General features: G+C 47.1%; 13 protein-coding genes and 1 pseudogene. 9 read left to right on the top strand and 5 right to left on the bottom strand.

The annotated features are described in order from the left end of the window. A partial coding sequence (locus AACZ40_RS22410; RefSeq protein WP_339675909.1) for a hypothetical protein occupies window positions 1–485 on the bottom strand: 485 nt, incomplete at its 3' end. Window positions 486–918: 433 nt separating this feature from the next. Between AACZ40_RS22410 and AACZ40_RS22405 the strand changes: the two genes are divergently transcribed. From AACZ40_RS22405 to AACZ40_RS22365, 9 genes are all read left to right on the top strand, one after another. Next, a complete protein-coding gene (locus AACZ40_RS22405; RefSeq protein ID WP_291174904.1) occupies window positions 919–1605 on the top strand; it encodes a class I SAM-dependent methyltransferase in 687 nt (228 codons plus the stop codon). A 73-nt stretch (window positions 1606–1678) separates the two neighbouring features. After that, on the top strand, window positions 1679–3517 hold the full coding sequence (gene asnB, locus AACZ40_RS22400) for an asparagine synthase (glutamine-hydrolyzing) (protein WP_291174901.1): 1839 nt from the start codon (window positions 1679–1681) through the stop codon (window positions 3515–3517). A 40-nt stretch (window positions 3518–3557) separates the two neighbouring features. Continuing rightward, entirely contained in the window at window positions 3558–4247 is a 690-nt protein-coding gene (locus AACZ40_RS22395; protein WP_291174898.1) for a sugar transferase, read from the top strand. A 287-nt stretch (window positions 4248–4534) separates the two neighbouring features. Further along, window positions 4535–5854: an O-antigen ligase family protein gene (locus tag AACZ40_RS22390; RefSeq protein ID WP_291174896.1), complete on the top strand. Its 1320-nt coding sequence runs from the start codon at window positions 4535–4537 to the stop codon at window positions 5852–5854. Window positions 5855–6398: 544 nt separating this feature from the next. Continuing rightward, window positions 6399–6791 (top strand): hypothetical protein, encoded by a 393-nt coding sequence (locus tag AACZ40_RS22385; protein ID WP_291174893.1) that lies wholly within the window; start codon window positions 6399–6401, stop codon window positions 6789–6791. Between the two features lie 556 nt (window positions 6792–7347). After that, window positions 7348–8862 carry a lipid II flippase MurJ gene (locus tag AACZ40_RS22380; RefSeq protein WP_291174890.1) on the top strand — a complete coding sequence of 505 codons (1515 nt, stop codon included), beginning with the start codon at window positions 7348–7350 and terminating at the stop codon, window positions 8860–8862. 2 nt (window positions 8863–8864) lie between these two features. Continuing rightward, on the top strand, window positions 8865–9698 hold the full coding sequence (locus tag AACZ40_RS22375) for an aldolase/citrate lyase family protein (protein WP_291174887.1): 834 nt from the start codon (window positions 8865–8867) through the stop codon (window positions 9696–9698). A gap of 213 nt (window positions 9699–9911) precedes the next feature. Next, a complete protein-coding gene (locus AACZ40_RS22370) occupies window positions 9912–10856 on the top strand; it encodes a UDP-glucuronic acid decarboxylase family protein (protein ID WP_339675904.1) in 945 nt (314 codons plus the stop codon). Then, the gene (locus AACZ40_RS22365) at window positions 10853–11875 is read left to right on the top strand and encodes an NAD-dependent epimerase/dehydratase family protein (RefSeq protein ID WP_291174880.1); all 1023 of its coding nucleotides are present in this window, start codon (window positions 10853–10855) and stop codon (window positions 11873–11875) included. The genes AACZ40_RS22370 and AACZ40_RS22365 overlap by 4 nt, the downstream gene beginning before the upstream one ends. 43 nt (window positions 11876–11918) lie before the next feature. Here AACZ40_RS22365 and AACZ40_RS22360 read toward each other — a convergent pair whose 3' ends face one another. The 4 genes and pseudogenes from AACZ40_RS22360 to AACZ40_RS22345 form a co-directional block, all read right to left on the bottom strand. After that, window positions 11919–12740, bottom strand: coding sequence for a purine-nucleoside phosphorylase (locus AACZ40_RS22360; RefSeq protein ID WP_291174879.1), 822 nt, complete (start codon window positions 12738–12740; stop codon window positions 11919–11921). 166 nt (window positions 12741–12906) lie between these two features. Continuing rightward, the gene (locus tag AACZ40_RS22355; RefSeq protein WP_291174876.1) at window positions 12907–13179 is read right to left on the bottom strand and encodes a hypothetical protein; all 273 of its coding nucleotides are present in this window, start codon (window positions 13177–13179) and stop codon (window positions 12907–12909) included. Window positions 13180–13638: 459 nt separating this feature from the next. Further along, window positions 13639–14703 carry an arsenosugar biosynthesis radical SAM (seleno)protein ArsS gene (gene arsS / locus AACZ40_RS22350; protein ID WP_291174937.1) on the bottom strand — a complete coding sequence of 355 codons (1065 nt, stop codon included), beginning with the start codon at window positions 14701–14703 and terminating at the stop codon, window positions 13639–13641. A 48-nt stretch (window positions 14704–14751) separates the two neighbouring features. Further along, window positions 14752–15198: pseudogene (locus AACZ40_RS22345) on the bottom strand (methyltransferase); the annotation flags it as partial.

Raw genomic sequence — 15198 nt, 5'->3', positions numbered from 1 at the left:
TCCGCAATAATGTCGGCTATCTGCAGGCCGAACAGACTGACCATGCTAACTGAGGGAATGCCACGTTCTCGGGCTACTTTGACCGATGCCAGTTCTGCCCGGGGAGAGTTCGTCGTCAACAGAACATCCGGTTTCATTTGATCGAATGCTCGCCTTAACGGGTTGAGGGGAAGAAAAGCACGTCGTCCCTGCGTCCGATATTGTTGCTCTGCATTTTCTGTTCCGAATCGTTCTTCGAGGTCGGTATAGGAGAGACCCAGATAGGCAATGGTCTCTTCCAAAGGGACCGGATTTCCATTTGCCTGCATTTCTTCAGCCAACCGAATTCCATGTTCGTATGCGCGCTCATCTTCAGCTGTCAGAAGGTGTCGAAAGCCCAGCGGTTCAAACCCAGCGGCTTGCAGTGGGTCTATTGCTGTGGTCAAACCGAGTACCGAAATCCGGCAGCCCTGAGCCTTTAGCTCCTGCAGCACGGGAATTAGCATCTGGACATGTCCTCCACCATAACATATTGCCATTACATGTTTTACGGTTCGGCTGTTCTGTGGAGACTTTGTTAAGTACATTGGTAGCAAATCGGTCCGAGGCACAGTAGTGGAAACGAGAAATCGGTTTTTTTTCGCGGCGGTATTAGACAGGGAATGTACGATTTTCGTCAAGGCCAACCAGAGTGAGTGGGAGAAAGTAAATCGTTTGTGAAGAGTGAGTTGACGTTCTCAATCTGGGCTTTCCCGAAAAACCAAAATAGCTTAGTTTACCGTTCCTGAAAATAATACAAAATCTGCGATCATGAATAGAACCGGTTCGTAGAAAAATGTTTCAAACTGTTTGCGACAGAGTGGAAGCTGATTCTTTCAGATCACCTCTGATGGTTATTTCAATGTGACCTGTTTCTTCGAACGGATGGGGAGAATAAAAATGCCAGATATCGAGCTGCTGGAAGAATTTCATAGGCAGGATGTAGTTCAGTTTTTGAATGGAGCTGACAACACAGGCATCGAACTGGGGGTTGCCCAAGGGATCTTTTCAGAGCGGATGATTCAGTCGGGAAAGTTCTCAACCTTTTTCGGTGTTGATATGTATGCGGACACACACGATACCGAAGAGTACAAAGCCGCTTTGAGGAAAGTAGGGTTGTTTGCTCCGTACAAATTGTTGAGGATGACTTTCACGGAAGCATTGGATCTGTTTGATGATCACACGTTTGATTTTATTTACGTGGATGGTTATGCCCATTCTGGAGAAGAAGGGGGCGAAACAATGTACCAATGGTATCAGAAATTGAAAGTGGGCGGCGTGATGGCCGGTGATGACTATCACGAAAAATGGCCTTTAGTGAAACAGTCAGTGAACGAGTTTATTCGGCAGACTGGTGGAGAATTGATGGTGACCGGAAAAACGGAGAAGACAATCCATTGTCAGTATCCCAGCTGGATCACCGTGAAGGAGCGGGATGTGGAATTCTCTCCTGATAAAGCGCAGATCAGGCGTGGAAAATCAATCACAAAGAAACTGGTACGTCGCCGGCACTTGAAAATATATCTACAGAACCTTTTACCCAATTCTGTAATGCAAGCACTGGATAAAGTCAGAAAGGCGGCTTGAATTTATGGCTGCCGGAGAATCGGGCAGGTAATGCTCGTGAAGTTTCCCCTATTGGGGAACGGAAGGAATCGTAATGTGTGGAATCATTGGCGGATATGATTGCGAACAGCGGCCGTTTGGAACAGCACTGGCAGAACGCGGTTGCGAGCGCATGCGTCACCGTGGTCCCGATGATCGGGGACTTTTCGAAGCGGACGGCATGCTGGTGGGAAATCAGCGCCTGTCAATTCTTGATCTGGCAGGTGGCCATCAACCCATGTTCTCTGATGATGAGCAGATTATTGTCGTTCAGAATGGGGAAATCTATAACTTTCGAGAACTGGCTAAGAATCTGAACTGTCGCACCAGTTGTGATACTGAAGTGATACTCAGGCTGTACGAACGGGATGGAGAGGAGTTCGTCAAGCAGTTGAATGGCATGTTTGCGATTGCAATTCTGGACCGGCGTAAACAGTGTCTCCTTCTGTATCGGGATCGAATAGGTCAGAAACCGGTTTATCTGCATGATGATGGAACGCGTCTGCTGTTTGCTTCCGAAATCAAATCACTGTTCGCGATGGGAGTCAAAGCAGAGATGAACTGGGAAGGCTTTGATGCTTATCTCACTTATAATTTTGTGCCTCCACCAATTACACTGTTTCAAAATATCACACATTTAATGCCGGGGCATATGCTCAAGGTAACTCGACAGGGATCCGAAGTCAGACGCTGGTGGAATCTGGCGGAAAAACCCGTGGAATGTCGGTCGGAATCGGCCTGGTCAGAAGAAATCATTGAAACACTGCGGTCTGCAGTCAATATTCGACTTCGGGCCGATGTTCCTTTGGGGGCGTTTCTTTCGGGGGGAATTGACAGTTCGTCTGTCGTTTCTCTCATGAGTCGCGAGCTGCCTCATCCGGTGCAGACATTTTGTATCGGGTTTGATGATCCCCGCTTTGATGAATCACATTATGCACAGGAACTGGCTGATTTATTTCAGACCCGACATACCTGTGATATTGTGAGTCCAAATTTAACATCCAGCTGGCCATTGACATTATATCACAATGATCAGCCACATGGAGATGTTTCGTTCATGCCCACTTATCGGGTCAGTCAACTGGCGCGGAAAGCGGTCAAAGTCGTTCTGACCGGCGATGGGGGGGATGAACTGTTTGCCGGCTACGATGTCCATCGAAACTTTTTTGCGAATCAGGATCTCACGTTGCCACGAGAGCAAATTGAATCCGCTTACATCAAAGCGATCAGCCTGATGCAACCCGCTGACAAGCGCAAGCTCTATTCTTCCTCGGTACAACAACAGCTGGCAGGGGGCGACGCAAGCCACTTCGCTCGATCTCATCTGCAGGAATTTCGTCACCTGGATCCCATTAATCAGGCGCTGGCCCTTGATACAAGGATGCTGCTGCCGGGAAACAACCTGGTGAAGCCCGATAAAATGGCGATGGCAGTTTCTCTGGAACCACGTGCGCCGTATCTGGATTATCGCATGGTTGATCTGGCGTTTCGCATACCTGGCTCCTTCAAATTGAGAAATGGTGTTACGAAATCCATTCTCAAAAAAGCCTGCACATCGATTCTACCGGAAAAGGTTATTTATCGTAAAAAACAGATGTTTACAGTACCAATCGGGGAATGGTTTAAACGCGAATTATCCCCTTTTGTCAACGAAGTTCTGCTGTCTGAGCGATCACTGGAGCGGAGAATATTCCTGCCCGAACGGCTGCGGGAAATGATCAATGAACATCAGACTGAAAAAGTCAATCATACACGTGCCCTGCGGGCGCTGCTGGCTTTAGAGCTCTGGCAGCGAATCTTCATAGACCAGGTCTTTGATCATGCACCGAACTTTGCCGAATTGGGGATCCATAGCTCTGTCGAACTGGGAACCGGTTCTTCGATCGCTGCCTGAACATCGCATGTCAAAATTCAAAATCGGATAGGTGAAAATCATGGATGATTTCAAACTGTCACAACGAGCGACTGAAAAAAAGAACATCAGGCAGGGAGGGCCTCATTTTGACCCTCAATTAATGGCGGAATATCAGAATTCACCAGAGTCCGGACCTCCGAAAGGCTATTTTCTCAAGCGTCCTCTCGATCTGCTGTTGAGCAGTCTGGCGCTGATCATACTCTCTCCCGTGTTTTTACTGATTTCCAGCCTCGTCAAATTCACCTCACCTGGTCCAGTTTTTTTCAGACAGCAACGTCTGGGAGTGAATGAAAAGCCATTCATGATCCTGAAATTCCGTTCCATGCGAACTGGTTCTGAGAAAACTGGCCCTCAATTTACAACAACGAACGACTCCCGCATTACTCTGATTGGGAAGCTGATCCGCAAAACCAGTCTGGATGAACTGCCGCAACTGATTAACGTCTTTCGCGGGGAGATGAGTCTGATTGGACCTCGACCTTATATCGGATTTGAGTTGAAAGATACTTCACCAGCAAACCGGGTAATACGATCCAGTGTTCGGCCGGGAATATCGGGGCTGGCGCAGACTTCCGGGCGCAGTGCATTGTCTCAGGAGACGGTGATCGAATTTGACCTCGATTATGTTAATCAATGCAGCCTGATAATCGATTTCAAACTTGTGTGTCGAACGCTGCAGAAAGTGATCGTCTGTGATGGCAGTAATTAAAGAGCAGGCAGCGTTGTAAGTGAACTGCGGCAAAGAGAATAAGCAGGATTGCGTTTGATAATGTGGCCAATGCCTGGAGGGATGGGATGATCTGAGTGTGTCTTGCCCCGATCATAAAATCTACCAGTGCCTGAATGAGAAATTAGTATCGCAATAGAAAAGTATTCCTGTTATTGAACACCTGAAATGATGTCTTAATCGTGAGGGGAACTGAGAGTAGTCCACAACTCTGACTTCTGATGATTTGGCTCCGAGGCAAACAACCTCTTCGTACTGGAATGGACTTAATGCACATTTTAGAGGGCAACACAAACCAGATGGATTCAGGTGAATTCGGGTATTTTATTCGAACTCGCTTCCAGGATCTGACGTTTCAGGTTGGAGTATTGCTGGTCATTCTGACTGGTTTTACAATTCCGGTTTCGACCAGTCTGACTTCAGTCTGCAATCTGGGGATTTTCATCTGTTGGGGAATTTCCGGACAGTATCGGGTCACGTTTGCCTGTTTTAAGAAATACAGGATCGTTACGATCTCGGTGCTCCTGTTCTTTTGTCTTGCCTGCAGTCTGATATACACCCCAGAGATCTTGTCACTGGCATCCAGAAATTTATTTAAATACCGTCAATTTCTGATGATGCCAATCTATCTGACATTTTTTATGGATCCGCATGCGCGCAAGCGTGGTATTCAGATGTTTGAGCTGGCGCTGATCGTGACTCTGATTGCCTCAATGGTCTGCTGGATGTTTTCCATTGAAGGTTCTGTGCGGCTCATGGATCATGCGATTTTCAAGAACCGGATTACGCAAAATATTCTGATGTCATTTCTGGTATACCTTGCTGCCTGGAAGTTTCTGGAACACCCGGCCCGACGCTGGCCTTATGCTCTGTTAGCAGTCATCGCAACCTATAATATTCTGGCGATTGTTCCAGGACGCTCCGGTTACGTGGCATTGGGGATTCTCATTGGGCTGCTCATGTATCAGCGGCTGGGAGTGAAAGGGATTCTACCTGCTGCTGCCTGTATCGGTCTGATTGGTCTGGTGACATACCAGCATTCAGAACGATTCCAGAATCGGATTAATCAGGTAGTTAAAGAAATCAGGGAATATCGTATTTCAAACAAGAGTCGCAACTCGGTTGATCTACGGCTTGAGTTTTATGGGAACGGACTTCAGATTGCCAAAACAAGTCCCTTGATGGGATCAGGGGTAGGCAGTTTTGCTATCAAATATCGAGAACTGATGGAGCAGAAAGGTCAGGTCTTTACAGAGAATCCGCATAATGAATATGTGATGCTGCTGGTTCAAAATGGGATCATTGGTGTGGTCCTCTTTTTGAGTTTCTTCTGGGTCAGCTGGAATACGACACGAGGGCTTACAGGAATCGAGCAGGCACTGGGACAGGCAGTACTCGCTGTTTATCTGCTTGTATGTATGGTGAATTCTCTGATGCTGGATACAACGGAAGGCTGCCTGTTTGGCTATCTGGTGGGGTTGACTCTCGCGGGAGGCATAACAGGAATCAAAGTGGTTCAGCAGGAAGATCATTTAAAATCCACGGCGGATCCTCTGTCTCAGGCAGAGCCAGCTCGGGAGGCAGCCTGATAGGGGAAGCGGATTAATCTGGACTTCGGACTATCTCCCCAGCGAGGTATTTGATTCCACCTTTACACAAAAAACAATTTGAAATTTTGATCCGGCTTACGCCACTTTTAAATGATTAACGATTATTGTTCCGGTAGCATGGTATTTATTCTAGAGAAACGGACGACTCTGTTCTACTTAGGATGGGGCAGGGAGGAACCTCGCGATTTGATGAATTTCTGCGCGAGGTATTCGAAAAGGGGCTTGGAAGTATAGCGAAGTTCTGGCAGACTCACTGAGCTGGAACCGATTGAGGAAGAACGGATTCGTCCCGAAAAAAACGAATTCAACCATCTCCCGGCAGACAAAACAAAAATTCGGAAACTAACCGACTGGAAAGTTCTGATGTCTTTTCAGTCAGTGTATGCTGCTGCCGACTGGATCGGACCGGATTTTCAGTACTTCAGCGTAGAATACAATTACATCTGAGGAGTTTGTGACATAACATTGCGCTGTTTAAAACACCTCTCGAAATTTAATTGTCCAGGCACTAGATGTGTCTATTATGAACGAATCAAATAAAAAGAACATCCTTCTGGAAGTAACTTCTCTGGAGATGAAAAAATCCCGGAAGTATGTCGAACCGTATTCTCATTTTAAAAGACCTCAAAAATATACCCAGCCTCAAATGCTCACGACTCTTATCTTGCGATCTGATCTGAAGATCACCTATCTTGGAATCATCGGAATTATCGAAACTTCTGGCCAATTACAAAAACGACTGTTGGTAAAGCGACGCCCGAATTTTTCCACATTAAAATATATCGCCGACCGCTCTCAGATGCTGGAAATCATTGAGATTATGTTAGCCAATATCATTCAAAAGTTTCGCTCCCGCTGCCGTAGAAGCAGCCCTCGATTGGAAAGGAATGGAAACCTCGTCAATCAGTGCCTTTAACCTGTCGCTCAGTGGAAAATCTCGTAAAAAAATATTTGAAACTTTCGTTGTGCGCCCTGGTCGAAAGCATGTTTTCCGCTGGATTAGTAGTCAGTTGGGGGCCGTATAACTCCAAACGCGAAGTGAGATCTTTGCTCGCCAAAACAAGAACGTTAACTCAACTGCAAAGTTTGTTTGCCGACAAAGGTTACGACGCGGAATGGGGAACACGAGTTTTGTCTTGAAGACTGAAATGTGGGAATCAGGATTCCTCTGGGTATACATCGTGACGATGGCGACGAGGATGGTCACCATCGTTCACAGAAGATGGAAGAAAAGTTAAAGGAAACGGTTATGAGAATAGGTGGACTGTGGAGTCATTCATGAGTGGATTAAAACGAACTACCGGTTCAGCATTATGTACCCGTACGGAGAAGTCGTTATTTACCGAAGCGGGTCTGCGAGTCCTGGCCAAAGCCCTACGGTGTTATTCCACTCTCGATCGAAATGTATTTTGTTTTAAATAAGGCAACATGAATTCTAAACTGAGTATTTTTTCAACGAACTAGTAGCGAACATGTCACAAAGAGCCACATCACTGTCGGCGATGTTTGTAGCCCTTGCGATGCTGCTGGGCAGAATGACAGGCCTGTTGCGCGTCCTGGGACTTGCAACGGTACTGGGGGTGACTCATGCGAACGATCTGGCTATTCTCATCATTTCAGTTCCGGATATCCTGAATGCCATGCTGGTCGGAGGCGCTTTAGGTGTGGTGCTGATACCGGAAATGCATCGTCGCAGTGAAGAAGTTTCCGGGCAGGCTGCCAGTCAACTGATCGTGCAGACTTTTTTTGTGATTGCTGTGCTAACCGGTCTGCTGACTCTCCTGCTGGTGACCGGAGGCCCGTGGTTTACTCAACTTCTGGCTGCGGGATTCACTCCTGTTCAAATTGAAGAAGCCAGTAAACTCATTTCGATCGTGTTGCTGGCATTTCCCATCAGCGCTGTGACAGCGGTTACCTCAGCGGTTCTGCAGGGACATCACAAACCGGTAATTCCCGCGTATGGTAATCTATTATTTAATCTGGTTCTGATTCTGGTGATTGTTCTCTGGGTGACACCTGATCAAATCGAAATACTTGCCTGGGCCGTAGTGGCGGCAAGTTTGTTCCGGTTACTGACTCAACTCATCTGCTGCTTATTTGTGACTGATTTGAAAGGAGCTTTTCAATCCTGCTTTCGATTGAGTTCCTTGAACCGTCAGTTGATGGTAAAATACTTTCAGGCACTCACCGCCATTGGCCTGGTCGTGGCTTTTCCAGTCGTGTCACGGTCATTTGCTTCATTGTATGTAGGTGGGATCAGCCTGTTTGAATACTCACAAAAACTGGTCGAGCTGCCACGGGGGTTAATCGGGGCGGTCATCTCAATGGTGATTTTTCCGAGATTGAGTCGCATATTTGCCTCAGGGGATGTGGGCAGGGGGGCGAAAATGGTCAGTCAGATGGCTGGTCTGATTCTGTTAATTTCTATACCTGCGGGGATCGCCGTTTATGTCAGTGCAGAACCGGTGGTTTCGCTGTTGTTTCAGCGCGGTCACTTTACGGCTCTGGATGTCGCAAATACAGCAAAACTGCTGCAAATTTCCATTCTGGCGATGCCAGCTCTGTTTTTATCTATTTTGACAATGAATGTATTTTATGCCAGACACGAAACGGTCATTCCTTTTAAAATCAGTTGTGTTTCATTAGTCTGTCTAATTCTACTTACACTGGGACTGCGGGAGTTTCTGGGGATATCCGGAGTGATGCTGGCGTTCGTTTTAACCAGTTGGTTGCATTTTCTGGGACTGGCCGTTTTGTCGTCTGTAAAATTAGAAGTATCTGTGATTCAGGGCATTGATTTGAAACATTATTCAGCCCTCCTCTTTCTGACATTCTCAGGGATCTCAATATCCACTATGATAGTCAATATAGTGTCGGACCATGTCCACCTGTTTATATGTTCGATAGGACTGGGGGGACTTTGTTTTGGGGCTGTTTTATTGATCCTGAAGAATCACTTGCCGCGTTTCAACGATAAGCTGTCTTAAAAATGAAATATTTTTTTATCACTGATTGCCCTGAGATCGCAAAATACGTCGACCACTGTGGCGTCGATTGTATCTTCATTGACCTCGAGTTACTGGGAAAGGTCGAGCGTCAGGGGGGTAGGGATACCGTAATTTCTCATCATAAAGTAGAAAATATTTCACGTGTCAAGAATGCGGTCAAAAATGCTGAAGTTCTGGTTCGTTTAAATCCTCTCAATCCTCAGTCATCAGTCGAGATTGAAAGTGCCTTGGATCAGGGCGCTGATGCCCTGATGTTGCCGATGTTCCGTTCGCTTGAAGAAATCGAATGGTTCTGTGATCGTGTCAAATCACGGGCCAGAATAGTTCCTCTGGTAGAAACAATTGGAGCAATGAATCAGCTTGAGCAAATCGTGCAATTGCCTGATGTCTCACAAATCCATATTGGTTTGAATGATTTGCATCTGGACATGGAACTGAATTTCATGTTTGAATTGATGTCGAATGGAACTATGGATCAAATGTCTGCTATTTGCAGGCGTGCCAAGATCCCCTTCGGTATTGGTGGTATATCTACAATGGAACAGGGGCAGGTATCTGGCCGGCTGGTATTGAGTGCGCATGCACGTCTGGGTTCCGAGTGGGTGATTCTCTCTCGCTCTTTTCATCAGCTTGCAACGAGTCTCCCAGGGTTACAGTCTAAAATCAATCTGCCACTGGAGCTTCAGAAGGTTAATGAAGCCTATGCAGAATTAATGAAGCGGACTGATTTCGAGATTGAACAGGATAAACAACTGCTTGCCGAGGTTGTGAACGAAGTTGCATCAAATCAAACGGCGGAGCGGAACGCCTCGTAATTCTGTTTTCGTGCATGATCTCCAGCAGCGACCTCGCCTGTTTATGCTCATTCCCCCCTTTTTCGGGAAGAATTCAACAGGATTCCAGAGTAGAATCTGAGTTCTAATCTCGTTTTTAAAATCCGGTTCAGGTACACTTGCTTTCGAACATTGCAGTTAGTCAAGAAAGATTACTGGATGGTTTTGGCTTGCATTGATGTAAAGGGATGATTGGTGGACTCTGTATTAGTAACTGGTGGGGCCGGGTTTCTGGGAAGTCATTTATGTGATCGACTGATCGAACAAGGCAGGGATGTCATCTGCCTCGATAACTTCTTTACAGGCAGCAAAAAAAATATTGCCCATCTGATCGGACATCCTCAATTTGAATTGATCCGACATGACATTGTGCAGCCGTTTTATCTGGAAGTCGGCGAGATCTATAATCTCGCCTGTCCGGCGTCTCCGGTTGCCTATCAATTCAATCCCATCAAAACAATCAAGACATCAAGCATCGGGATGGTGAATGTTCTGGGGCTGGCAAAACGTTGTCGAGCCAAAGTTCTGCATGCCTCTACTTCCGAAGTATACGGTGATCCGGATGTGCATCCCCAGGTCGAAGAGTATTGGGGAAATGTGAATCCCCTGGGCCCGCGCAGTTGTTATGATGAAGGCAAACGGATCGCAGAATCTCTGTGCATGAATTACCATCAGGCCCATCAGGTGCCGATTCGCATTGTGAGAATATTCAATACTTATGGGCCGCGGATGGATCCTAACGATGGTCGTGTGATCTCTAATTTCATCAATCAGGCATTGCGAGGAGAGCCACTGACGATCTATGGCAATGGTCAGCAGACCCGCTCTTTCTGTTATGTTGATGATCTGATTGATGGTTTTCTGAAAATGATGAACCAGGACGCAACAATCGGGCCTGTGAACCTGGGGAACCCTGTAGAGAACAGTATGTTGGAACTGGCGCAGGCCGTGTTGAAAACAGTTAATTCAGAGTCAGAATTAGCTCATGAACCACTGCCGACCGATGATCCGAAGCAGCGTTGTCCTGACATAACCAAGGCTCGAAAATTCCTGAACTGGGAACCCCGCGTTTCATTGCAGGAAGGGTTGGGTAAGACCGTTGACTATTATCGGAAACTGATGCAACAGGAATCGGCATGAACCATATTCTGGTGACAGGTGCAGCTGGTTTCATCGGGTTTCATGTTTCTGCCCGCCTGCTGGCCCAAGGGCATCAGGTGACAGGGATTGATAATCTCAACCGTCATTATGATGTCGGATTAAAACGTGATCGGCTGGCAGAATTACAGAAATATTCCGCGTTTCAGTTTCATGAAGGGGATATCACAGATGTAGCATGTCTTTCGAACCTGTTCAGCCAGAATTCCTGTCAGAAAGTGATCCACCTGGCGGCTGAAGTCGGTGTCAGAAATTCCCTGCTCAAGCCTTTAGAATATGTCCAGAGTAACGTTCTGGGATTTGTAAATCTGTTGGAACAATGTCGCTTGAAAAAAATTGAACACGTCGTCTATGCCTCGTCCAGTTCAGTGTATGGAGCGAATCGAAAGATTCCCTATTCAACACATGATGCTGTTGATCACCCCGTCAGCCTCTATGCGGCAACCAAAAGGGCGGATGAACTGATTGCTCACAGTTACAGTCACCTCTATGATCTGCCTACAACGGGATTACGTTTTTTCACCGTCTATGGTCCCTGGGGGCGGCCTGATATGGCCGTCTATCTTTTTACGAAAGCCATTCTGGAAGGGACACCGATCAAGGTATTCAATCACGGAGATCTCAAGCGGGATTTTACCTTTGTCGATGATATTGTAAACGGTGTGCTGGGGGTTCTGGAACAGATTCCGGTTCGAAATGAAGGTGAGACCAATTTCACTGCTGACGAGATGGAGCTTTCGACTGTCGCCCCTTATCGATTATATAATATCGGGAATCATCAACCAGTGGGAATCGCCAGGTTGATTGATGTGATTGAACAGCGGGTCGGCAAGACTGCGATCAGGGAAAACTATCCGATGCAACCCGGGGATGTTCTGGAAACGTATGCGGATATTTCGGACCTGCAGCGGGCAACCGGATTCTCTCCCTCAACATCGATCGAGCAGGGCATTGATCGATTCGTAACCTGGTATCTGGATTATCATTCCACCGGGAAATAACCTGTTCGGTATTTCTCTGGAATGCGCATTCAGGACAATTGGTCTACAGGTCAGCAATGATTTGCGGGATCAGTCGAGCCAGCTTCTGTCCACCATCTGCTGCCACTTTTAAGATCTTGCTGATTTCAGCAGGCTCCAAGGCGTCCGGCAGACAGAGATCAGTCACTACCGATAGCCCGAGGACTTTCATGGACGCATGGTTGGCGACAATGCATTCCGGAACGGTTGACATGCCAACACAGTCTGCACCCATCTGACGCAGCATGCGATATTCCGCACGCGTTTCCAGGTTCGGGCCGGCCACGGCGACAAATACTCCCGTCTGTGTCCGTATCTGTAATTCCAGCGCTTTCTGTTCAGCCAGCCCGATTAACCTGCGGTCGTAGGGGGCACACATGTCAGGGAACCGGACGCCGAGCCGATCATCGTTGATACCACGCAATGGATTGTCGCCCATTAAATTGATCTGATCTTCGATGATCATGATGTCGGCTAACTGGTAGTGAGGATTCATCCCGCCTGCCGCATTGGTGATGATCAACGTTTCCACTCCCAGCGCTTTCATCACCCGGACAGGAAAAGTGACTTCTTTCAGGGAGTACCCTTCATAAAAATGAAACCGGCCTTCCATCGCAATCATCGGGGTTCCGTTTAAATTTCCAGAGACCAGCTGACCAGCATGAGATTCCACCGTGGATCGGGGAAAATGAGGAATTGATTCGTAGGGAATCTGGATCTGTTGGGTGATCTGTTTCGTAAAATCTCCCAGTCCCGTACCCAGAATCAAGCCGACCCGGGGCGACTCTGAAATACGAGGTTTCAGAAACGTGATGGCTTCATCGATTTGTTCGACCAGTCCCTGCATAATAAATTACTTTTCTAGTGGAGAGTTCAGGAAGCTGGTGGTAGCACCTATACTCAGGTGATTGGCGGGTGGTGTGTCTGTTGCATATCCAGACGGAGAAGTGAGCATCGGTACTCGCCTTTGCTGCATCCAAAGACGAGTCATGCTGCCGAGTTGCTAAAGAGTTTTAAAAGATGTCGTCATCGTCATCAAAATCGTCGTCGAATTCATCATCAAACTCATCTTCTTCTTCGTCATCGAAGTCATCCTCGTCTTCTTCATCATCGTCATCAAAATCATCTTCATCGTCGTCGAACTCATCATCGTCGAGATCTTCAAGGTCATCGAATCCAATGTTTTCTTCATCATCATCCAGTGAAAAGAAAACGATGGGAGCTTCTTCCGTGAATGGATCAATTTTTTCAGGAGATTCGATAAAAGTTGAATCGGCTAGTAACACAGTTAAATCCTCGTTGCTTCTTTGTGCAATCTTTCCAAATTTCTAAACGATTATTACAGAGCATAAAAGCCCGATGTCAACTTTCAATCGTGGGATCTTTTTAACATTCGGGTAGAACTATTTCGGCTGTTTTCAGTGAAATATTGTGTTCAGAATATTTCCATTATTATATTTAAAATGCTTTGTCAAGTGCGAAAAAAATGAACTGGAAATATATAGTTCTATTTCCTTCTGTATGAGGTAGACTCATGAGGAAAAATCCTTGTTTTTCGCTACCTCTCAGAAATAGTTCCCTTTCCCCAGGTCTGTTTTTCCAGACGGAAACGGATAGTGATAACCTGAATAGTTGTTGCTCAGGAGAAATATGGCATGCATGGATAATGCGGTCGAGGGACCTTCATGAATTATTTAATCTGACTTCATAAATGAGAAGTTCAGACAGGCTGAATTCCTTCTGCTTCAACGCAGGTTTGCAGGAGCAGTATTTTGAATCGCGCCGCCACAACCGGACCCGGCTCCTGCGGTACATCCATAACAGTGCTGACCGGTTACGATCGACCTGTTGTCCAGTTCTTCGTAAACAAAGTCACGAATGTGTTTCCGTTCGGAATTTACGACAGGTAGATTCAGCATCTGGTTAAAATCACAGTCATATAAAAAGCCCTGCCAGTCGACGGAGAGAATCGAGCGGCACATCAGTCCGGAAACGGTTGCTGGGTTAAAGGCGGTTACAAGCCGCTCCATATATTCACTAAATCGTTCCTGCTGAACCAGTTCACTGAGGAAGCGACTTATTGGCATATTTGTGATTGTGATCAGGTTCGTAAACTGTACTTGAAACCGTTGTTCCAATTCCCGGCGGTAAGCCGTTTCGAGTTCGCATTGATCAGGCGGCAGTGAGAAACCAACTGGATTATAGACCAGCGTCAGTTTCAATTCGGAGCCTGGGATTCCATAACCCAGTGAATTCAGCTTCTGCAGAGCCTGAATCGATTTGTTGAATGCACCATCGCCTCGCTGCGCGTCCGTATTTTCCTGCAGATAGCAGGGAAGTGAAGCGACAATCTCAACTTGTTGCTCTGCCAGAAACTGAGGGAGATCCCGAAAGCCAGGCGCCAGTAATATGGTCAGATTGCAACGATCAATCACACGCCGGCCCAGCTTACGTGCAGTGATCACCATCTCTTTAAACTGCGGGTTCATCTCAGGCGCACCGCCTGTTAAATCCAGTACCTGAAATCCCGGGTGTTGCAGAGCCTTGAGGCAGTCCTGCGCTGTTTCTGCATTCATGATCTCTCTCCGGTCTGGACCCGCATCCACATGACAATGCTCACAGGTCATGTTGCAGAGTTTGCCCAGGTTGACCTGAAGTGTTTCAATTGTAGATGCGTGCAATCCCGGAAGTTTGTGTTTCTGCAACTGTGCGTCAAAAGCCGGCTGTTGAGAACCTTCGTTGAGAATCCGAATCTGCTCACGCGGATCTGCCAGCTTACTGTGTTGTCTGAGCAGGGTCAGGGGGGCCATCATTCTATCCAGTACATGAGAACGAAAGTGATTGGATGCAGGCAGAGTTTAACAGCAACCGCTGTCCGGGCTGCAGCAGTCATCTATAATCTGAGTGGTCAGATTATAGTTTATGCCTTTGGTTTCCTGTGGACTGCGGATTGCGTTTCGGCGACAGTCCATCTCGCGCGCCTGTTTCAGGGGGATGTCCTGGTGTGGCTCGACCGGGACAAACTGACCTTGGTAAGGTTCAGCCTGCAGCAGTCGAAATGTCTTATCACAGACGGCAATCCTCTGGCCACGAAAATAGGTGTGACCATCGTCATCCTCCACTTTTTTAAATGGTCCACGGTATATCATCGCCTGATTTCGTTCCAGGCAGGGGCCCTGTTTGCCTTTATAGGCAGCGACGACCATCGAACGGAATTCGATGCCTTCCACTGTCTGCCAGGGGGTGTCTTCCCGTTTGAGGATTTCAATCCCATGGAAACCGGCTTCTTCAAAAACCTTGAGAAA

This window comes from uncultured Gimesia sp., from assembly GCF_963972345.1.
In the GTDB taxonomy this organism is placed as follows: domain Bacteria; phylum Planctomycetota; class Planctomycetia; order Planctomycetales; family Planctomycetaceae; genus Gimesia.
This window is presented reverse-complemented; position numbering and strand designations above follow the sequence as displayed.

Coding starts and splice junctions, on each gene's coding strand:
- asnB (WP_291174901.1), top strand. CDS start 1,679: ATGTGTGGAATCATTGGCGGATATGATTGCGAACAGCGGCCGTTTGGA.
- arsS (WP_291174937.1), bottom strand. CDS start 14,703: ATGGCCCCCCTGACCCTGCTCAGACAACACAGTAAGCTGGCAGATCCG.
- AACZ40_RS22365 (WP_291174880.1), top strand. CDS start 10,853: ATGAACCATATTCTGGTGACAGGTGCAGCTGGTTTCATCGGGTTTCAT.
- AACZ40_RS22360 (WP_291174879.1), bottom strand. CDS start 12,740: ATGCAGGGACTGGTCGAACAAATCGATGAAGCCATCACGTTTCTGAAA.
- AACZ40_RS22375 (WP_291174887.1), top strand. CDS start 8,865: ATGAAATATTTTTTTATCACTGATTGCCCTGAGATCGCAAAATACGTC.
- AACZ40_RS22385 (WP_291174893.1), top strand. CDS start 6,399: ATGAACGAATCAAATAAAAAGAACATCCTTCTGGAAGTAACTTCTCTG.
- AACZ40_RS22390 (WP_291174896.1), top strand. CDS start 4,535: ATGCACATTTTAGAGGGCAACACAAACCAGATGGATTCAGGTGAATTC.
- AACZ40_RS22405 (WP_291174904.1), top strand. CDS start 919: ATGCCAGATATCGAGCTGCTGGAAGAATTTCATAGGCAGGATGTAGTT.
- AACZ40_RS22395 (WP_291174898.1), top strand. CDS start 3,558: ATGGATGATTTCAAACTGTCACAACGAGCGACTGAAAAAAAGAACATC.
- AACZ40_RS22380 (WP_291174890.1), top strand. CDS start 7,348: ATGTCACAAAGAGCCACATCACTGTCGGCGATGTTTGTAGCCCTTGCG.